Source organism: Rhizobium sp. CC1099 (assembly GCF_029714385.1).
GTDB lineage: Bacteria > Pseudomonadota > Alphaproteobacteria > Rhizobiales > Rhizobiaceae > Rhizobium.
The window spans coordinates 601,786-620,239 of the sequence record NZ_CP121642.1 but is presented as its reverse complement, the minus strand read 5'-3'; the positions used below and the strand labels follow the sequence as shown (position 1 = coordinate 620,239).

The 18,454-nt window shown below is 59.7% G+C and carries 18 protein-coding genes; 14 read left to right on the top strand and 4 right to left on the bottom strand.

The genetic code is table 11. The features are described from left to right. Positions 1 to 7 precede the first annotated feature (7 nt). The 6 genes from QA644_RS24120 (at position 8) to QA644_RS24095 (ending at position 6,121) form a co-directional block, all read left to right on the top strand. The gene (locus tag QA644_RS24120; protein ID WP_239601085.1) at positions 8 to 1,165 is read left to right on the top strand and encodes an aldo/keto reductase; all 1,158 of its coding nucleotides are present in this window, start codon (positions 8 to 10) and stop codon (positions 1,163 to 1,165) included. 102 nt (positions 1,166 to 1,267) lie between these two features. Then, entirely contained in the window at positions 1,268 to 1,852 is a 585-nt protein-coding gene (locus QA644_RS24115) for a flavodoxin (RefSeq protein WP_283073609.1), read from the top strand. A gap of 291 nt (positions 1,853 to 2,143) precedes the next feature. Then, positions 2,144 to 2,461 carry a co-chaperone GroES gene (locus QA644_RS24110; protein WP_283073608.1) on the top strand — a complete coding sequence of 106 codons (318 nt, stop codon included), beginning with the start codon at positions 2,144 to 2,146 and terminating at the stop codon, positions 2,459 to 2,461. 49 nt (positions 2,462 to 2,510) lie between these two features. Then, complete coding sequence (groL, locus tag QA644_RS24105; protein WP_283073607.1) at positions 2,511 to 4,145, top strand: chaperonin GroEL; 1,635 nt, start codon at positions 2,511 to 2,513, stop codon at positions 4,143 to 4,145. Positions 4,146 to 4,217: 72 nt separating this feature from the next. Next, the gene (locus tag QA644_RS24100; RefSeq protein ID WP_283073606.1) at positions 4,218 to 4,610 is read left to right on the top strand and encodes a hypothetical protein; all 393 of its coding nucleotides are present in this window, start codon (positions 4,218 to 4,220) and stop codon (positions 4,608 to 4,610) included. Positions 4,611 to 4,921: 311 nt separating this feature from the next. Continuing rightward, on the top strand, positions 4,922 to 6,121 hold the full coding sequence (locus QA644_RS24095; RefSeq protein ID WP_283070916.1) for an IS256 family transposase: 1,200 nt from the start codon (positions 4,922 to 4,924) through the stop codon (positions 6,119 to 6,121). A 308-nt stretch (positions 6,122 to 6,429) separates the two neighbouring features. Here QA644_RS24095 and QA644_RS24090 read toward each other — a convergent pair whose 3' ends face one another. After that, the gene (locus QA644_RS24090) at positions 6,430 to 6,879 is read right to left on the bottom strand and encodes a MarR family winged helix-turn-helix transcriptional regulator (RefSeq protein ID WP_239601089.1); all 450 of its coding nucleotides are present in this window, start codon (positions 6,877 to 6,879) and stop codon (positions 6,430 to 6,432) included. Between the two features lie 67 nt (positions 6,880 to 6,946). Here QA644_RS24090 and hmgA point away from each other — a divergent pair, with 67 nt between their 5' ends. The 3 genes from hmgA to maiA are packed head-to-tail and all read left to right on the top strand — an operon-like array spanning position 6,947 to position 10,026. After that, a complete protein-coding gene (gene hmgA / locus QA644_RS24085) occupies positions 6,947 to 8,302 on the top strand; it encodes a homogentisate 1,2-dioxygenase (RefSeq protein ID WP_283073605.1) in 1,356 nt (451 codons plus the stop codon). Positions 8,303 to 8,341: 39 nt separating this feature from the next. Beyond that, positions 8,342 to 9,358 (top strand): fumarylacetoacetate hydrolase family protein, encoded by a 1,017-nt coding sequence (locus tag QA644_RS24080; RefSeq protein ID WP_283073604.1) that lies wholly within the window; start codon positions 8,342 to 8,344, stop codon positions 9,356 to 9,358. Positions 9,359 to 9,366: 8 nt separating this feature from the next. After that, the gene (gene maiA / locus QA644_RS24075; protein WP_283073603.1) at positions 9,367 to 10,026 is read left to right on the top strand and encodes a maleylacetoacetate isomerase; all 660 of its coding nucleotides are present in this window, start codon (positions 9,367 to 9,369) and stop codon (positions 10,024 to 10,026) included. Between the two features lie 9 nt (positions 10,027 to 10,035). Here the strand turns inward: maiA and QA644_RS24070 are convergent, their stop codons facing one another. From QA644_RS24070 to QA644_RS24060, 3 genes are all read right to left on the bottom strand, one after another. After that, entirely contained in the window at positions 10,036 to 10,941 is a 906-nt protein-coding gene (locus QA644_RS24070) for a lytic transglycosylase domain-containing protein (RefSeq protein ID WP_283074008.1), read from the bottom strand. Positions 10,942 to 11,050: 109 nt separating this feature from the next. After that, positions 11,051 to 12,214 carry an aminotransferase gene (locus QA644_RS24065; RefSeq protein ID WP_283073602.1) on the bottom strand — a complete coding sequence of 388 codons (1,164 nt, stop codon included), beginning with the start codon at positions 12,212 to 12,214 and terminating at the stop codon, positions 11,051 to 11,053. A 25-nt stretch (positions 12,215 to 12,239) separates the two neighbouring features. Continuing rightward, positions 12,240 to 13,268, bottom strand: a complete 1,029-nt coding sequence (locus tag QA644_RS24060) for a LysR substrate-binding domain-containing protein (RefSeq protein ID WP_283073601.1) — start codon at positions 13,266 to 13,268, stop codon at positions 12,240 to 12,242. A 166-nt stretch (positions 13,269 to 13,434) separates the two neighbouring features. On the opposite strand from QA644_RS24060, the gene speB reads away from it, so the two are divergent. The 5 genes from speB to QA644_RS24035 all read left to right on the top strand — a co-directional run bounded on the left by speB (position 13,435) and on the right by QA644_RS24035 (position 18,434). Continuing rightward, on the top strand, positions 13,435 to 14,496 hold the full coding sequence (gene speB / locus QA644_RS24055; protein WP_283073600.1) for an agmatinase: 1,062 nt from the start codon (positions 13,435 to 13,437) through the stop codon (positions 14,494 to 14,496). 68 nt (positions 14,497 to 14,564) lie between these two features. Further along, positions 14,565 to 15,644: an ABC transporter substrate-binding protein gene (locus QA644_RS24050; RefSeq protein ID WP_156886670.1), complete on the top strand. Its 1,080-nt coding sequence runs from the start codon at positions 14,565 to 14,567 to the stop codon at positions 15,642 to 15,644. Positions 15,645 to 15,751: 107 nt separating this feature from the next. Next, the gene (locus tag QA644_RS24045; RefSeq protein WP_194731441.1) at positions 15,752 to 16,789 is read left to right on the top strand and encodes an ABC transporter ATP-binding protein; all 1,038 of its coding nucleotides are present in this window, start codon (positions 15,752 to 15,754) and stop codon (positions 16,787 to 16,789) included. Further along, positions 16,786 to 17,640: an ABC transporter permease gene (locus tag QA644_RS24040; protein WP_022716722.1), complete on the top strand. Its 855-nt coding sequence runs from the start codon at positions 16,786 to 16,788 to the stop codon at positions 17,638 to 17,640. The genes QA644_RS24045 and QA644_RS24040 overlap by 4 nt, the downstream gene beginning before the upstream one ends. Then, the gene (locus tag QA644_RS24035) at positions 17,637 to 18,434 is read left to right on the top strand and encodes an ABC transporter permease (RefSeq protein ID WP_283073599.1); all 798 of its coding nucleotides are present in this window, start codon (positions 17,637 to 17,639) and stop codon (positions 18,432 to 18,434) included. Before QA644_RS24040 ends, QA644_RS24035 begins: the two co-directional genes overlap by 4 nt. Positions 18,435 to 18,454 lie beyond the last annotated feature (20 nt).

Genomic DNA, 18,454 nt, shown 5'->3' with positions numbered 1-18,454 from the left:
ATCTGACATGACAAACGAGCAAAACATGAATATGGGACGACGTGGCTTTCTGGGGACAGCGGGAAGCCTCGCAGCAGCATCGTTCCTACCCGGAAATGCTGCATCTGCGTCCGCTCAGACCAGTGCCTTGACCAGCCCAGCCGAGTCCACGCAGAGCGGGCGGCGAAAGCTCGGGGCACTGGAAGTTGCCAGCGTCGGCATCGGCGTCCAGAACATGAGCCGGACCTACCAGACCACGATCCCTAGCCGGCCGGAGATGATCAAGATCATCCGGACGGCCTTCGAACGCGGTGTCACCTTCTATGACGCGGCCGAGGCATACGGACCTCATGAGGTGGAGCGGATTCTCGGTGAAGGCGTCGAGCCATTCCGGGACAAAGTCGTGATCGCATCCAAGTTCGGGTGGAACATCGATCTTGAAACGGGCGAGCGTCGCCCGGGTCTCAATAGCCGCCCTGACCATATCAAGCTGGCCGTCGACGGCATGCTCAAGCGCCTGCGGACCGACCGGATCGACCTCCTTTATCAGCACCGTGTGGACCCCGCGGTCCCCATCGAGGACGTCGCCGGCGCAGTTAAGGTCCTCATGGACGAAGGCAAGGTGCTGCATTGGGGCCTCTCCGAAATGGGACCGAACACGTTGCGTCGCGCCCATGCCGCGCTTCCGGTCACCGCCGTACAGAACGAATATTCGATGCTGTGGCGCGGGCCTGAGAAGGTGGTACTCCCCCTTTGCGAGGAGCTGGGCATCGGGTTTGTGCCGTGGAGCCCTCTTGGGGTTGGTTTTTTAACTGGCGCGATTGACGCAAGGACGCGCTTTGCAGAGGGCGACATTCGCCGAGTGGAATCCCGCTTCTCACCTGAGAACCTGCCGCACAATCTCTCGCTCGTTGACCTTTTGAAGACGTGGGCCGAACGGAAGCAGGCGACCCCTGCCCAGATCGCTCTGGCCTGGCTGATGGCGCAGAAGCCCTGGATTGTTCCGATTCCCGGTAGCACGCAGATGCCGCACATGCTCGAGAATATCAGCGCAGCATCGGTTCGTTTCACTTTGGCCGAACTCACCGAGCTCAATGCTGCTGCGTCAACGATTGAAAGTCGGGGAGCGCGTCTTCCAGACCAGGTCCTGGTCTTTTCGGGTGTCGAAGCGCCTCCAAAAACGTGACCGGCAGGCTCGACATAATTGCCCGCCTAGCCTTAGCGGCCCGCCGCAAAGTGAGCGACGGGCACTCTGAGTGTACACCCTTACGCGAAGGCTGAAGTCAATATGATCAAAGACATATCCCGACGCGCGTTGCTGGCCGCTCCCGCTCTGTTGTCTTTGGGTGCTGGGACGTGCGCGAGCGCGCAGCTGACGAGTACGCCACAGCGCGCGCCCTCAAACATCCTTGTCGCCTATTTCTCCCGCACGGGAAACACTCGTGTCCTCGCCGGAACCCTGCAGCGGACGCTTCTTGCAGACCTCTTCGAAATCCTTCCGTCGCGGCCCTATCCGGACGACTACGAGCAGACAGTAGAGCAAGCACGGCAGGAGCGGGATAGCGGCTTTGAGCCACCTCTGAAGATGACGGTTCCTGGCATGGCCACCTATGAGACAGTATTCCTCGGTTTTCCGATCTGGGGGGAGACCGTCCCACCGGTGATCCGCTCATTTCTGAGCATGCATGATCTCTTGGGCAAGACGGTCCGGCCCTTCGTCACCCATGGAGGTTATGGTCTTGGCAATAGTATGACCGTCCTTGCAGCCCATGCACGGGGCGCTCAGATCGAGCCTCCCTTCTCAATGGAGGCGGACCAGGAACGCCGAACTCTCAACGAGGTCAGGACATGGCTCAGCGAAATCGAGCTGTGATGATGTCCCACTGAAACGCGAAGTATCCTTGTCCGGCAAAGAAGCAGTGTATGGCTCAACGTCGCTGATAGACTTTCGAGAAGTTCTTTGTCGTGATCCTTCCTGAAATACTTCATGAAAATCGAACAAAAAATCCGCGGATTATCCTAGAGCTTGTTGTATTTTCTAACGGATAATGATTTGGATTATCCGCTTGCAGATAATATTTCTTGGCACTCCTACCAATCGAGTGCCAGAGATGTTATGTAATAGATGCGGCCGCCCTATGCGCCGACCGCAGAAAGATCCCTCATGACATTCCGTCCTCTCCACGACCGCGTCGTCATACGGCGCGCGAAAGGTGACCTAAAATCGAGGGGCGGGATCATCATTCCCGACACCGCCAAGGAAAAGCCGCAGGAAGGCGAAGTGATCGCCGTTGGGCCGGGCTTGCGCGACGAAAATGGGCGACTGATGCCGCTCGAAGTGGAGACCGGCGACGTGATCCTGTTCGGAAAGTGGGCGGAAACCGAGATCGGGATCGATGGCGAAGATCTCCTGATCGTGAAGGAGTGCGACATCATGGGCATCGTCGAAAAGACCGAGGCGACCGCCGACACGGCCGCCTGATCCGCCGAATTCCGACCCCGACTCTCAAGACCGAACTGGACCACAGACAATGTCTGCCAAGGAAATCATCTTCTCCACCGACGCACGCGATCGTCTGCTTCGCGGCGTCGAGGTGCTCAACAATGCCGTCAAGGTAACGTTAGGCCCCAAAGGCCGCAACGTCGTCATCGACAAGTCCTATGGCGCGCCACGCATTACCAAGGACGGCGTCGCGGTCGCCAAGGAAATCGAACTTGCGGACAAGTTCGAGAACATGGGCGCGCAGATGGTGCGCGAAGTGGCATCCAAGACCAACGATCTTGCGGGCGACGGCACCACAACCGCGACGGTGCTCGCAGCCTCCATCTTTCGCGAAGGCGCCAAACTTGTTGCGGCCGGGATGAACCCCATGGATTTGAGGCGCGGCATCGATCTTGGCGTTGCGGCCGTACTCACGGAAATCAAAGCGCGCGCCACGAAGGTTAGCTCATCGAGCGAAATCGCCCAGGTCGGCACAATCGCCGCCAATGGCGATGCGACGGTAGGCAAAATGATCGCTGATGCGATGGAAAAGGTTGGCAACGAAGGTGTCATCACAGTCGAGGAGGCCAGGACGGCCGATACTGAACTCAGTGTCGTCGAGGGCATGCAATTCGACCGGGGCTATCTCTCGCCTTACTTTGTAACCAATGCCGAAAAAATGCGCGTGGAGCTGGAGGACCCATATGTCCTTATCTATGAGAAGAAGCTCGGCAATCTGCAGGCAATGCTGCCCATCCTCGAAGCCGTGGTGCAGAGCGGCAAGCCGCTGCTTATTATTTCCGAGGATGTCGAAGGCGAAGCTCTGGCCACATTGGTCGTCAATAAATTGCGGGGCGGATTGAAGGTCGCTGCCGTCAAGGCCCCGGGCTTCGGCGATCGCCGCAAGGCCATCCTGGAGGACATCGCCATTCTGACGGCCGGCCAGATGATCTCCGAGGATCTCGGCATCAAGCTGGAAAATGTCACGCTGGATATGCTCGGGCGCACCAAGCGGGCACTGATCGAAAAGGATACCACCACGATCATAGACGGCGCAGGTGAAAAATCTGAGATCGCTCGACGCATCAGCCAGATTAAGGCGCAGATCGAGGAAACCACCTCCGACTACGACAAGGAAAAGCTGCAAGAACGCCTTGCAAAACTCGCCGGCGGCGTTGCGGTGATCCGCGTCGGTGGCTCGACCGAAATTGAAGTCAAGGAGAAGAAGGACCGCATCGACGATGCCCTGAACGCAACTCGTGCGGCGGTCGAGGAGGGAATCGTTCCGGGCGGAGGCGTCGCCCTATTGCGCGCCAAGTCGGTACTGGCGGGGCTAACTGCAGAAAACGCCGACGTGACGGCGGGGATTTCGGTCGTGCTGAGGGCGCTGGAAGCCCCGATCCGGCAGATCGCCGACAATGCCGGTGTCGAGGGCTCTATCGTTGTTGGGAAACTCGCCGAAAGCACGGATCACAACCAGGGGTTCGACGCACAGACGGAGACCTATGTCGATATGATCAAGGCTGGCATTGTCGATCCTGCCAAGGTGGTGCGGACCGCTTTGCAAGACGCCGGCTCGATCGCAGCACTTCTGATCACCGCCGAAGCGGTGATTGCCGATATTCCCGAAAGAGAATCTGCGCTGCCGGCCGGAAACGTCGGCATGGGTGGCATGGGATACTGAGGACAGTGCCTGAGCCGCTCGGCCAGGACGGCCACAGCGGTGAACCAAACAACATCGGCAAGGAGAATTCCAATGGCAATGCAGAGCAGCAGCAAAACATCGATTTTCCAACGTTTCGACAGCTATCAGCCATCGAAGACGATCCTCGTATGGGCTTGTGTCGTCACGGCAGTCGCCACGATCATCGTCGGATTTAGCTGGGGGGGCTGGGTGACGGGCGGCACTTCCCTCAAAGCAGCGTCAACTGCGGGCGAAACAGCACGTGGAGAACTTGCATCGGCCATATGCGTTGACCGGTTCAACAGTGCGACGGATGCCGCCGCAAAACTAATTGAATTTAAGGCTCTTCCAGACAGCTATAAGAAGCGCCAGTTCATCGAAGCCGGCGGATGGGCAACCATGCCAGGACAAACCTCAGCCGACAGCAAGATCGCCGAAGGCTGCAGCACCGCGCTCTCCGCCTGAAGTCTCCTGTTTAAGACTCGCTTGGCGCCCCAATTCGGGGTGCTTCCTCTATCCGCCACAACATACATGAAGCGTGATCCGTTTCGAAGAAAGAAGCCTCCGCCGCTCGCCGAAGGAGATTCACCGATGGAGGCTTCTGGGTTACCTATCTGCTTCCAAGGTTTGAGATCGTGACCGCCCTACGGTTTACAGGATGCCGCGCGTTGGGATCGTGTCCCGGCACGTGGTGTAGGTTTTGAGGAGTAAGGTGGCCATCAGTGTTTTCCGGTAGGGTCGGGTTGTTCAAGACCAACCTGACGGAAAGACCACCGATGACCAATGACATGATGAACGTGCGCTCGCTTGTTGAGAAGAGCGCCGATGCCGATTTATTGCGCGAGATGATTGGCTTTGCAGCCGAGCGGCTGATGGAGCTGGAGGTTGGCGGAGCCACCGGCGCTGACTTCGGCGAGAAGAACCCGATGCGGCTCGCTCAACGCAATGGCTACCGTGATCGGGATTGGGAGACGCGAGCCGGAACGGTCGAGCTTCGCATTCCCAAGCTGCGCAAGGGCAGCTACTTTCCGAGCTTCCTCGAACCACGTCGGATGGCGGAGAAGGCTCTGACGGCTGTTATCCAGGAGGCTTATATCCAAGGCATCTCGACGCGCTCAGTCGATGATCTGGTCAAGGCGATGGGTATGAGCGGCATCTCCAAGAGCCAGGTGAGCCGCCTGTGCGAAGAGATCGACGTCAAGGTGAAGGCGTTCCTCGATCGTCCCATCGAAGGCGATTGGCCATACCTGTGGATCGACGCGACTTACCTCAAAGTCCGGCGTGGTGGTCGCATCGTCTCCGTCGCCGTCATCATCGCCGTCGGTGTCAACAGCGACGGGCGGCGTGAGGTTCTGGGTATGGAAGTCGGCACGTCCGAAGCTGAGCCGATCTGGACGGAATTCCTGCGCAGGCTGACACGCCGGGGTCTGCGTGGCGTCAAGCTCGTCGTCTCCGATGCGCATGAAGGGCTCAAGGCCGCGGTCACCAAGGTTCTCAGCGCCACCTGGCAGAGGTGCCGGGTTCACTTCATGAGAAACGTCCTGGCACATGCCGGAAAGAGCGGCAGGCGGGTCGTATCCGCTTTCATCGCAACGGCCTTTGCCCAGGAGACCCCGGAGGCAGCAAGCGCTCAATGGCGCAGCGTCGCCGATCAGATCAGGCCGAAAGTGCCGAAGCTCGCCACCATCATGGACGATGCCGAAGAGGACGTGCTCGCCTACATGACCTTCCCGAAAGAGCACCGGGCAAAGCTGCATTCGACGAATCCAATCGAGCGTCTCAATGGCGAGATCAAGCGACGCACCGAGGTCGTCGGCATCTTTCCGAACGACGAAGCCATCGTCCGTCTCGTCGGCGCACTGCTGCTCGAACAGAATGATGAATGGGCCGTCCAACGCGCCAGATACCTGACACTTGAGACCATGGCGCAAATGAGCGATGATCCCCAAATCAGTCTGCCCGCTGTGGCACGCTGATATCCCTCCGGCCCTATGTCGGAAAGCACGGCCATCAGCCGCGAGCTACACCACTTCCATGGACACGATCCGCGTTGGCTTGCTCGAATGTCATGAACCTCCGCGGGGCTCGGGGTGACCTGCGAGAAGGTACGTCATTTGCGGATGTCTGATTCCGCTTATGCTCATCATCGCTGAGAACCGAGCAACGGTGTGCGGATGCTCAGTGGAGGCGCTGGCCACCCGTTCCTTGCGGCCTTGCAAAACAACGACAATTCGAAGCCCGCAGGATTTGAACCTGCGGCCCTCCACGCTAGCGCCTATGGGAGCTAACGGCGCCGTGTCACCATGGTAGCCTCCACAGCATTCAAGCCGGAGGAAAGCGCCTTCAGGCCGTCCTCGCCAAGAAGGGACGCAACTTCCGCCGAATAGTTAACGGCGAGCATCGTCAGTTCGCGATAGGCAGTGCTTCCGGCAGCCGTCAACTCAAGATATTCGACGCGGCGGTCGTCCTCGTGCTGCGTCCGCTTCAGCCAGCGGCGTCTCTCAAGTGAAAAAACCGCCCGGCTGACCTTGGTCTTGTGCATCGTCGAATGAACACCGACCTCCTTTGCCGTCATACGCCCTGAACTCCCAAGTGCTGCCAGCGTGCGCCACTCCGGCCGCGTCAGGCCATATTTGGCCTTGTAGGCGGCGGCAAAGCGCAGGGCGATGAATTCCGCGGCGCGATTGAGGCGAAACGGCAGGAACTGCTCGAGATCGAATTCGCCGGTGTCCATGGCTTCCTTGATAGTTACAAAATCGACAGTTACGTTTGTAACCATATCTGCAGAGGAGGTGCAAGCGATGCTGGACAAGACGAGGAGCACGGCTGCCCATGCCGTCGTCAACACTCCGAAATACATGCCGGGCTTTGGCAATGATTTCGAGACGGAATCCTTGCCCGGTGCGCTGCCGCAGGGCCAGAACAGCCCGCAGAAATGCAATTACGGGCTCTATGCCGAACAACTGTCAGGCTCGCCTTTCACCGCGCCGCGCGGCACCAACGAACGCTCCTGGCTCTACCGCATTCGCCCGAGCGTGCGCCATACAGGCCGTTTTTCCAACGCCAGTTATCCCTTCTGGAAGTCAGCGCCCTGTCTCGATGATCATTCGCTGCCGCTCGGCCAGCTGCGCTGGAACCCGATCCCGGCGCCGGCGGAAGAACTCAACTTCCTCGCCGGCATCCGCACGATGACAGCGGCCGGCGATGTCATGACCCAGACCGGCATGGCGGCCCATGCCTATGTCTTCAATGCCGACATGGTTGATGACTATTTCTTCAATGCCGATGGAGAATTGCTGGTCGTGCCGCAGCTTGGCGCCATCCGCGTGTTCAGCGAAATGGGCATCATCGACGTCGAGCCTTTGGAGATCTGCCTTATTCCCCGCGGCATGATCTTCAAGGTAACGCGCCTCGGCGAGGGTGCCGAGTGGCGCGGCTATATGTGCGAGAACTATGGCGCCAAGTTCACGCTGCCAGATCGCGGACCGATAGGCGCCAATTGCCTTGCCAACCCGCGCGACTTCAAGACGCCGGCGGCCGCCTACGAGGACAAGGAAATCCCGTGCCGTCTCCACGTCAAATGGTGCGGCAAGTTCTATGCGACCAAGATCGGCCATTCGCCACTCGACGTGGTGGCCTGGCACGGCAACTATGCGCCGTTCAAGTATGATCTGCGCACTTTCGCGCCCGTCGGCGCAATCCTCTTCGACCATCCGGATCCATCGATCTTTACTGTGCTGACGGCGCCTTCGGGCGAAGAGGGGACGGCCAATGTCGATTTCGTCATCTTTCCACCGCGATGGCTGGTGGCAGAACATACATTTCGTCCGCCATGGTACCACCGAAACATCATGAGCGAGTTCATGGGGCTTATCCATGGTCAATACGATGCCAAGGCGGAGGGTTTCGCGCCGGGCGGGATGAGCCTGCACAACATGATGCTGCCGCATGGGCCGGACGCCATGGGCTTCGAAAAGGCATCCAGCGTCGATCTACAACCCGTGAAGCTCGACCGCACGATGGCCTTCATGTTCGAGACCCGCTATCCGCAGCAACTGACACGATACGCAGCCGAGCTTGAGACGCTGCAGGATAACTATCTCGAATGCTGGGACGGCCTGGAGCGCAAATTCGACGGAACGCCCGGCATCAAGTGAAGCCGTTTACCGGCTATTCAAGAAACGGAACTCAACCGCATGAAGCTTGCAACGCTCAAGGACTCCACCCGAGATGGCCGCCTGGTCGTCGTCTCCAAAGACCTCAGCCAATGCTCCGATGTGGGCCATATCGCCCGGACGCTTCAGGCCGCGCTCGACGACTGGGCATACGCTGCGCCACGCCTAGCCGCAGTTGCAGAGGGTCTGGAAACCGGCGCGCAGCCAGCCATGCGATTTCACGAGCACGATGCCGCATCGCCGCTCCCGCGCGCTTATCAATGGGCGGATGGTTCAGCTTACGTCAACCACGTCGAGCTGGTTCGCAAGGCGCGCAACGCCGAGATGCCGGCAACCTTCTGGACCGAGCCTTTGATGTATCAAGGGGGCTCCGACAGCTTTCTTGGGCCGCGCGACGCCATTGTGATGGCGGACGAATCCTATGGTATCGACATGGAAGCGGAGATCGCCGTCATCGTCGATGACGTGCCAATGGGCTCCACGGTCGACGAAGCGCGTAGCGCCATCCGGCTCGTCATGCTCGTCAACGATGTTTCCCTGCGCGGCTTGATCCCGGCCGAACTTGCAAAAGGCTTCGGATTCTTCCAGTCAAAACCCGCCTCTGCATTCTCGCCGGTTGCGGTAACAATAGACGAGCTTGGTGATGCCTGGCATGGCGGCAAACTGCATCTGCCGCTCCTCGTCGACCTCAACGGCCAGCCCTTCGGGCGCGCTAATGCCGGTATCGACATGACCTTCGATTTCGGTGAGCTTATCGCCCACGCTGCCAAGACCCGACCGCTTGGCGCCGGCACCATCATCGGCTCCGGGACGGTCTCCAACAAGCTGGAGGACGGGCCGGGTAAACCGATCTCCGAAGGCGGCGCCGGCTATTCCTGCATCGCTGAGATCCGCATGATCGAAACGATCGGGACCGGCGCGGCTGCAACACCCTTCATGAGGTTCGGCGATACGGTCCGCATCGAGATGAAGGATGTGCATGGGCGCTCGATCTTCGGAGCCATCGAGCAGGTCGTTGCGAGATACGAAAGGCAGTGAGGCCAGACATGGCGAGCGATACCGTTCTTTTCGACTACTGGCGCTCTTCGGCAAGCTATCGCGTCCGGATCGCACTCAACATGCTGGCGATCCCTTATCGGTCTGTTCCCGTCGATCTCCTGGCAAGCCAACACAAGCAGGCGGCTCATCTCGCGCGAAATCCCCAGGGTCTGGTTCCCGTGCTTGCCATCGACGACGAGATGCTGACGCAGTCGCTCGCCATCATCGAGTATCTTTCGGAAACGCGGCCGAACGCAGGCCTGCTGCCCTCGGATGCTTTGGGTCGCCAGCGCGTCAGGGCGCTTTCTTATGCCATCGCAATGGACATACATCCTATCTGCAATCTGAGCGTCGTTTCCCACGTCATGCAGCAATCGGACGATCCGAACGCTGCCCGGCTGGCATGGATGGGCAAATTCATCCGCGAGGGTCTTGACGCCTTTGAGCGTATGCTGAAGGCGCCGGAAGCTGGTGAGTTCTGCCATGCAGATCAGCCCACCATGGCTGACCTTTGCCTCGTGCCGCAGATCTACAATGCTCGGCGATGGAACGTCGATCTTTCCGCCTACCCGCGCGCGACGGCCATCGCAGAGAGATGCGAAAGGCTGCGTGCGTTTGCTGCGGCTCATCCCGATCGGGCGGCGGCCTCGAACTCTCGGGCCGAATAGAAAAAGCACTTATTCATTCTTGAATACCAGGCAGACGCCGCCGCGCTTGCGCACCTCGGTGCAGACCTGATTTGCCTCCGCCCTCGTTTGGCGCGCAGCGCGAGCGACATAGCGCGGCCGGGAACCGAAGCTGCGGTCACGTTGGCGTAAAATCAGCGGTTTCTCGGCGTTCAGAGGCGCCGGCAACTTGCGAACGTCTTCCAGGAAAAGACTGCGTGCCGCCGCAGGATCGAAGTGCGCTGCGAGTTGCGCGCCCCAGGGCGCCCACTCGCCTTCGGGCTGCCAAGGCGCATTTTTTAAACGGCGGCTTTCGGCAAGAGCGGTGCAAGCCTCCAGGAAGGTCTTGTCCTTGTCGAGTTCAAGTGCTGCTTTGTCGGGCGGGCTGTTTTTCCATTCTTCAACGCTGTGTTCGGTTATCGCCGTGACATAACTTCGTGTTTCGAAAGGCAACGTGCCATGTTCGAGGAATGACGAAAGACCGTTTTCGCCGGCATTATAGGCCGCCGCCGCAAGCCCCAGGTTACCGAAACGGCTACGCAGTTCATTAAGATAGGCCGCCGATGCCTGCAGCGCGCCCAGCGCATCATAACTGTTTTCCAAGCCGCGCAATTTGGCAGTGCCCGGCATGAATTGCGCGATCCCTTCAGCGCCTTTCGGACTTAGCGCATCGGGGCGGAAACGGCTTTCCCGCCAGATGAGCCGTGCAAAATAATCAGGAGGAAGTCGGTTAGCGCGCGCAAAATGATCGATGGCCGTGCAGATGTCGGCGCTGAAGCTCTCCTTTCTAACGCAAAGGGCCGGCCCGATTGCCGAAGCCTCTAGAGAATAAAGACATGCCGGCGGCGCGGCACTCCATTCGGGCTGGGAATGCGCACGGTGGCTGCCAAAAAAACTGGCAATGAACGCAGCTGCGATCGGCGCAAGTCTTTCGGCTGCCTTCCCTATGGAGCGCCTCATCGGTGCCCTCTCCCCTACTCCATCGGACCGTCGGGGCGAGACTATCACAAAATTGCGCGGAAGCCGCCTATCGCAGACGGCCGCGCAACTGCGAGATCACGCCAACATCGGCATTGGCGAAGGCAAGCCGGAGATAATTCTCCTGTCCCTCGCCGAAGTAGCTTCCGGGGATACAGATCACTCCAGCATCCTTCGCCAGCCTTTCCGCCACCGCTGCGGAAGGTGTGTTGTCGTAAGGATGCCGGATGAAGGCAAAGTAGGCGCCGACGGCGGCGATCGACCAGCCGTCCGTTGCTGCCATGACCGCTTTCAGCGCATCGGCGCGGCGGGAGATCTCCAGCCGATTTGCCACGCGCCATTCCGCCAGAATCGGAAGCGCTGCCGCTACGGCGACCTGAGCCGCCCGCGGGGCGCAGATCTGCATGTTGTCCATGATCTTGGTGATCTCGCCGACGATGCGCGGACCTGCTGTGATCGCCCCCAATCGATGTCCCGGAATACAGAAGGATTTGGAGAAACTGTAGAGGAGGATGAGCGTCTCTTCCCAGCCCTCGATGGAGAGCAGGTCGTGCGGCGCTCCGGCATCGGTCGGCAGAAAGTCCCGATAGGTTTCGTCCAGGATCAGCCACGCTCCATATTTTTGGCAGAGCTGAAAGAGTTCGCGAAGCAGCGCCGGCGGATAGACAGCACCGGTCGGATTGTTCGGCGAAACGACGGCAAGGCCACGCGCTCCCGACAACAGGGCCTCTTCTGCCGATACCAGGCTCGGCAGGAAGCCTTTTGCGGCATCACAATCGACGAGAACACGTCCGATCCCCAGCATCGAAAGCGTGGTTTCGTGGTTGAAATAGAAGGGATTGGTGAGCGCCATCGTCTCGCCCGACTTGGCAAGCGCGATGGTGCTGCACATGAAGGCCTGGTTGCAGCCGGAGGTAATATGGATGTTGGCGGCAGAAACGCTCGCGCCATAGACCGCCGACACATGTGTCGCATAAGCCTTCCTGAGCACCTCCTCCCCCTCGATCGCCCCATAGCTGGTCATGGCCGGGGAGGCGGCCGCCTCGCCGAGGAGCCGCAGCATCTCGGGATGCGCCGGATAGCCGGGTACAGCTTGGGACAGATCAATCAGCGGCCCTTTGGCACCATCATAGTCACCCGCCCAGGCAAGTACGGAGGGGATGGGCGGCGGCGACAGACGGGCGACGAGCGGATTTGGATGAGCAAGCGGCATTCCAGGGCTTTCCTTGAGAGATCGATCAGGATTTCAAACGGCGCTTGATGGGCCGTTGTGCCGCAGCGCGGGCGCGGGAGACAGGCGTGAAGCTTTCAGCCGCCGCCAGGGCGTCGACGCGTCCGCGCCCGCGGATCGCACGCCGGGCGGACGCCTGCAGTTCTGCTCCACGGTCGCTTTCGAGCGCTGAGAAGAACCAGTCGACAAAGACCTTGACGATCGGCGCGGAGCGCACTTCGTTTCGGCAGGCGACATAAAAGGCATCACTGGCCGGAACGGAGAGATCGAAGGGCACGACGAGTTCGCCTTGAGCAATCAGGCTACCGGCCGTAATCGTATCGCCAAGTGCGACCCCCTGCCCGCTCAAGGCCGCTTCCGTCGAAAGCCGCGCATCGCTCATGAAGTGCTGCCTGCCCCGCGGCATGTCCAGCGCGTCAGCTGCCGCCAGCCACGTGTTCCATTCGCGTCCATCGTCGCCGTGAAGCAGAACATGGTCGCGCAGATCGCGCACCGAACGCACTGCCCGGCTGTTCATCAGTGTTGGGCTGACGACCGGAAAAAGCTGCAGGTTGCTCCAAAGACGCGCCCAGCAGTCAAGCCAGGTCCCATCACCATAGAGAATACAGACATCGATATCCGGCGAGTAAAGCAGCTCAGGATCATTGGAGGCGACGAGCGTCAGGCTGATATCGGGAAACTGTTCGCTGAACTGGTGCATGCGCGGGATCAGCCAGAACGACAGCAAAGCCGGAACGCATGAAATTCTAAGACTCCCGCTTGTCGACGGGCGGGTCACCAGGGCCGTTGCCGCCGCAATGTTCTCGAATGCATGTGTCAGAGCCGGCAACAGCAGGGCAGCCTGCGGGGTAAGCTTCAGCCGTTTGCCATTGCGCTCAAAGAGCGGCGTGCCGAAGACCGCCTCCAGCGCCTTGATCTGATGGCTGACGGCACCATGGGTAACATTGAGCTCGCGCGCAGCCGCCGAGACCGAGCCCCGGCGGGCAGCTGCCTCGAAAGCACGCAGAGAATTCAGAGGCGGCAGTCGGTTGAACATGGCAATTTGTATGTGAATAAAACTCACGCTTACTGCTATAACAATGTGAGTTGCATTTCCAACCTTTTTGTTGGGTAATGCAGAAAAAGCAAGAACGACGAGGGTATGACGTGATGCCGCAGCAAGGTTCCGCTTCCCCGCCGTTAAAGACAAGAGGTGAACCGGAATGGTCTGGAACCAGACGAAGCTCGAAGAACTGCGCGCAAAATTTGCCGACAGCCACGGCGGTGAGATATTCGATCCTGACTTTCGCAAGGTAGCCGACAAGATCTTTTCAAAAACCGGCACGCGCCTTGCGCCCTATGCCGGCGTTCCGACATTCCTCAGCGCACCCTACATGCAGGTTGCCGCCGACGAGCCGGATTTCGGCAATCTGCAGGTCGCAATCACCGGCGTTCCGATGGATCTCGGCGTCACCAACCGTCCGGGATCGCGCTTCGGACCGCGTGCACTGCGCGCAATCGAGCGCATTGGTCCTTATAACCATGTGCTGGGCACGGCGCCGCTGTTTGATTTGCGCGCAGCCGATATCGGCGACGTCCCCTTCCAGAGCCGTTACCGGCTGGAGCTCAGCCATGACGACATCGAAAAACGCATCGGCCAGATCGTCGATGCAGGCGTCGCACCGCTTTGCGTCGGCGGCGATCACTCGATGACTCACCCGATCCTCAAGGCAGTCGGCAAGAAGCAGCCGGTCGGCATGATCCACATCGATGCGCATTGTGATACCGGCGGCGCCTTCGACCAGACAAAATTCCATCACGGCGGTCCATTCCGCAATGCCGTTCTCGATGGCGTGCTCGATCCGACACGCACGGTGCAGATCGGCATCCGCGGTTCGGCAGAATATCTCTGGGAGTTTTCCTACGAATCCGGAATGACCGTGATCCACGCCGAGGAGGTGACAGGCATGGGCATGTCCGCGATCATCGAGAGGGCAAAGCAAATCGTCGGCGACGCGCCGACCTATCTCTCCTTCGACGTCGACAGCCTCGACCCGAGCTTTGCGCCCGGCACCGGCACGCCGGAAGTCGGCGGCTTGACGACGCGGGAAGTTCTGCAATTGATCCGCGGCCTGAAAGGGATCAATCTTGTCGGCGGAGATGTTGTCGAGGTGGCCCCGCAATATGACGCGACGACGAATACCGCCCATGCCGGCGCCCAGGTCTTGTTCGAAATCCTGAGCCTGATGGTCTTCAGCCCGTCCATCGGCAGCAAGGCTGGCTAAAAATCGGCAACGACCGGAAACTGCAACATGACAGACCAAACAAAAGAGGGAACAAAGCCATGAAAACCATTCTCGACAAGGCGGTCAGCCGCCGAAACCTGCTGGCAACCGGCCTCGCCGCCACCAGCATGCTCGCCATGCCCTCCATTCTGCGCGCGCAGGACAAGTCGCTGAAAGTCGGCGTCTATGGCGGCTACTTCAAGGATTCGTTCGACAAGAACGTCTTCCCGGAATTCACCAAGGCAACCGGCATTGCCGTGGAATCGGTGGCCGAACCGACGGGCGAGGCCTGGCTGGTGCAGCTGGAACAGGCTGCCAAGGCCGGCCAGGCGCCTGCAGACCTTTCGATGATGTCGCAGGTCGCAATGCTCAAGGGCCAGGCGACCGAACTGTGGACGCCGATCGACACAGCAAAGCTCAAGAACGCCTCCGGCCTCATCGACCGCTTCGTCAACAAATATCCGGATGGCCGTGTTGCCGGCGTCGGGGCCGTCGCGTGGTACATCACGCTCGTCACCAATACCGACGTCTTTAAAGAAGCGCCGACCTCCTGGAATGCCCTTTGGGATCCGGCAAATGCCGACAAACTCGGTTTGCTTGCCCTTGTTTCCAACTCGTTCCTGCTGGAAGTGACGGCCAAGACGCATCTTGGCGGCACGAACGCACTCGATACGGAAGAGGGTCTCCTGAAGGCGTTCGAAAAGCTTGCCGAGGTGAAGCCGAATGTCCGCCTGTGGTATCGCGACGAGGCACAGTTCGAGCAGGCGCTGAAGTCCGGTGAGATCCCGATGGGACAGTATTATCACGACGTCACCGGCCTTGCGGCCGCCGATGGTTTCCCCGTCCGCTCGACTTTCCCTAAGGAAGGCGGCATCCAGGATTCCGGCTGCTGGGCGTTGTCGCGTGCCTCCAAGAAGGCGGAAGAGGCACATATCTTCATCGACTACATGTGCCAGCCGGCGATCCAGGCACTGATGTCGCGCAAGGTAGGCACCGCGCCAACGATCAAGCGCGAGTTGCTTGACCTGACCGACAAGGAGTTTGCAGCCGTCGCCTCCGACATCGAGCCGATTACGCCGCGCTACGATCTTTATCAGACCAAGTCCGATTGGCTGAACCAGAAGTGGACGGAACTCATCGTCGGTTGAGTTTTCGAGACTGAACGCCCCATAACAATGCATGCGCCTTGCGCCTTTGACGGCCAAGGCTCATGCGGGGGCAGTCGTCCTAAGCACGTGGCCCATGCGGGGGATTTATGTCCGGACTGACACTCAACAATATCACCAAAAAATTCGGCGCCTTCACCGCCGTCGACAATGTGCAGCTCAACGTTCCGCATGGCACGTTCGTCTGCCTGCTCGGACCCTCGGGCTGCGGGAAGACAACGCTGCTGCGCATGATAGCCGGTCTCGACATGCCGACGAGCGGCGCCATTGTGCTCGACGGCAACGACATTACGGCCGTCCCTACACACAAGCGCGATCTGGGGATGGTGTTTCAGTCCCTCGCGCTTTTCCCTCACCTGACCGTCGGCGAGAACATCGCTTATCCGCTGCGGATCCGTGGCACGGCCAAGGAAGCCCAGACGAAGCGTGTCGATGAGCTGCTGTCGCTGATCCATTTGCCCGGCTATGCAGACCGGCCGGTGAACAAGCTTTCTGGCGGCCAGCGCCAGCGTGTCGCAATTGCCCGTGCACTGACGATTTCGCCGAAGCTCTTCCTGCTCGACGAACCCCTGTCGGCCCTCGATGCAAAACTGCGCGAGGCGATGCAGGTGGAACTCCGGCAGCTGCAGCAGACGCTTGGCATCACGACGATCGTCGTGACCCACGACCAGCGCGAAGCAATGACGATGGCAGATACCGTCGTCGTCATGAACAGTGGCGAACTGCGCCAGGCAGCAAGCCCGATCGAGATCTACCGCCGTCCCGCCGACCGCTTCGTCGCCGATTTCATCGGCTCGACCAACCTGCTCACGACAGAAGCCGACAGCGCCGGCCGCGCAACGGTCTTCGGCAAGGTCATCGAAGGCGTTCTGCTTCCTCCCGGCCTTAACAGGGCAACGATCTCGGTGCGGCCGGAGGACGTGCATCTGACAGCGCCAGGCGGCGACACTATTGCTGGCAAGGTAACCTTCATTCGCGATCTCGGCGGCACGATCGAGACCTTCCTCGATCTATCCGGAACACAGGTCGTCGCCGTTTCGACACCGCGCGAAAGGCCGGCCGTCACCGTGGGCCAGGAGGTTGGCGTCAAGCTCTCGCCGGAAGTCTGCGTGGTACTGCAGAAATGAGGCGTGAACCACCACAAAAAATTGCCGATTACTGGCCGCTTGCCTTCCCGGCCGGAATGCTGACGGTCTTCTTCGTCATTCCTTTCGCAACGATGATTGCCGTCAGCTTTTTCCAGCGGCAGCAGGGCGGCTTTTACACGCCGGCCTTCGTATTCGACAATTACGCCCGCTTCGTCAGTCTGTTTTTCGGCAGGGTGCTGGGCTTTTCGCTGATGCTTGCAATCGCCGTCGCGATCTGCTGCATCGTGCTTGGCATTCCATTCACCTATCTGCTGACGCGCATGGGACGCAAAGCTCAGGTGATTTGGCTGGTGGCGATGCTGGCGATCCTTTCGCTCTCCGAAGTCATCATCGGCTTTGCGTGGTCGACGTTGTTCTCACGCACCGCCGGCATCACCAATCTGCTTGTCATGGCAGGCCTCATGCAGCAGCCCGTGGCTCTGACGCCGAGCTTCGGCGCAGTGCTGGCCGGCATGGTCTATCAGGCCCTGCCTTACACGATCCTGATCCTCTATCCCGCGCTCGTTCGGCTTGACCCAACCTTGACGGAAGCGGCGCGCACGCTCGGCGCATCGCCGGTCAAGGCATTTTTCACGGTCGTCCTACCGACATTGCGCAACACCATTATCGCAACGCTCATCATGGTCTTCATTTTTGCGCTCGGCTCCTATCTGCTGCCACAGATTCTCGGCCGTCCGTCGCACTGGACCTTGTCTGTGCTGATCACCGATCAGGCCGTCTATCAGTCGAACATGCCCTTCGCCGCCGCAATGGCCGTCTTTCTGGTGCTGGTGACGCTTGCCATGGTCGGGCTGACGGTGCTGATCGGCCGGAAGGGAGATGCGGCATGAACACGCTGCTCCGCCGTCTTTATTTTTCGCTCATCGGACTTTTCCTGGCGGCACCCATGATCGTCGTTGCCGGGGTATCCGTAAATGCGAAACAGAGCCTCACCTTCCCGCCCCAGGGCTTTTCGCTTGGCTGGTACGGTGAGATATTCACCAATCCGGAATGGCGCAACGCGCTTTTTGCGTCGCTCACGCTTGCGGTTCTGTCCGCAGCACTTGCAGTGCTCATCGCTTTGCCGCTTGCCTGGTTCTTGTGGCGGAGAATTGCGCCATGGGCGAACATCTTCCAGCTTTTGGGCGTCGCACCTTTCACCCTGCCACCCGTCATTACCGCACTCGGCCTTTTGACTTTCTGGGCGACCACCGGCTTTTACGGCGCACCGTGGACCGCCGTGATCAGCCACGCGATCTTCTTCGTCACATTGCCGCTGGTGACGCTGTCGCTCGGCTTCACCGCAATCGATCGCTCCTTCGTCGAAGCGGCGGCGACGATGGGGGCGAATGAGCGGGCGATATTTACGACGGTCGTCTTGCCGCTGATCCGGCCCTACCTGATTTCGGGTTACGCCTTTGCGCTTGTGCTTTCGCTGAACGAATACATCGTCGCCTACATGACCGTCGGCTTTACCATGGAAACCTTGCCGATCAAGATCTTCAACGCGCTGCGCTATGGCTATACGCCGACCATGGCTTCGGTGACGGTCCTCTTTGTCGCAATCGCAGCACTCGTCTTCGGCGTCATCGCGCGCTTCGGCGATCTTCCGAAGTTGCTGGGTGCGATGGCGGCAGAAAAATGAATGACAATAACCGCCCCCGG

Bases quoted from the DNA above. Each gene is read 5' to 3' on its own strand.
- QA644_RS24120 (WP_239601085.1), top strand. From the start codon at position 8: ATGACAAACGAGCAAAACATGAATATGGGACGACGTGGCTTTCTGGGG.
- QA644_RS24115 (WP_283073609.1), top strand. From the start codon at position 1,268: ATGATCAAAGACATATCCCGACGCGCGTTGCTGGCCGCTCCCGCTCTG.
- QA644_RS24110 (WP_283073608.1), top strand. From the start codon at position 2,144: ATGACATTCCGTCCTCTCCACGACCGCGTCGTCATACGGCGCGCGAAA.
- groL (WP_283073607.1), top strand. From the start codon at position 2,511: ATGTCTGCCAAGGAAATCATCTTCTCCACCGACGCACGCGATCGTCTG.
- QA644_RS24100 (WP_283073606.1), top strand. From the start codon at position 4,218: ATGGCAATGCAGAGCAGCAGCAAAACATCGATTTTCCAACGTTTCGAC.
- QA644_RS24095 (WP_283070916.1), top strand. From the start codon at position 4,922: ATGACCAATGACATGATGAACGTGCGCTCGCTTGTTGAGAAGAGCGCC.
- QA644_RS24090 (WP_239601089.1), bottom strand. From the start codon at position 6,879: ATGGACACCGGCGAATTCGATCTCGAGCAGTTCCTGCCGTTTCGCCTC.
- hmgA (WP_283073605.1), top strand. From the start codon at position 6,947: ATGCTGGACAAGACGAGGAGCACGGCTGCCCATGCCGTCGTCAACACT.
- QA644_RS24080 (WP_283073604.1), top strand. From the start codon at position 8,342: ATGAAGCTTGCAACGCTCAAGGACTCCACCCGAGATGGCCGCCTGGTC.
- maiA (WP_283073603.1), top strand. From the start codon at position 9,367: ATGGCGAGCGATACCGTTCTTTTCGACTACTGGCGCTCTTCGGCAAGC.
- QA644_RS24065 (WP_283073602.1), bottom strand. From the start codon at position 12,214: ATGCCGCTTGCTCATCCAAATCCGCTCGTCGCCCGTCTGTCGCCGCCG.
- QA644_RS24060 (WP_283073601.1), bottom strand. From the start codon at position 13,268: ATGTTCAACCGACTGCCGCCTCTGAATTCTCTGCGTGCTTTCGAGGCA.
- speB (WP_283073600.1), top strand. From the start codon at position 13,435: ATGGTCTGGAACCAGACGAAGCTCGAAGAACTGCGCGCAAAATTTGCC.
- QA644_RS24045 (WP_194731441.1), top strand. From the start codon at position 15,752: ATGTCCGGACTGACACTCAACAATATCACCAAAAAATTCGGCGCCTTC.
- QA644_RS24040 (WP_022716722.1), top strand. From the start codon at position 16,786: ATGAGGCGTGAACCACCACAAAAAATTGCCGATTACTGGCCGCTTGCC.
- QA644_RS24035 (WP_283073599.1), top strand. From the start codon at position 17,637: ATGAACACGCTGCTCCGCCGTCTTTATTTTTCGCTCATCGGACTTTTC.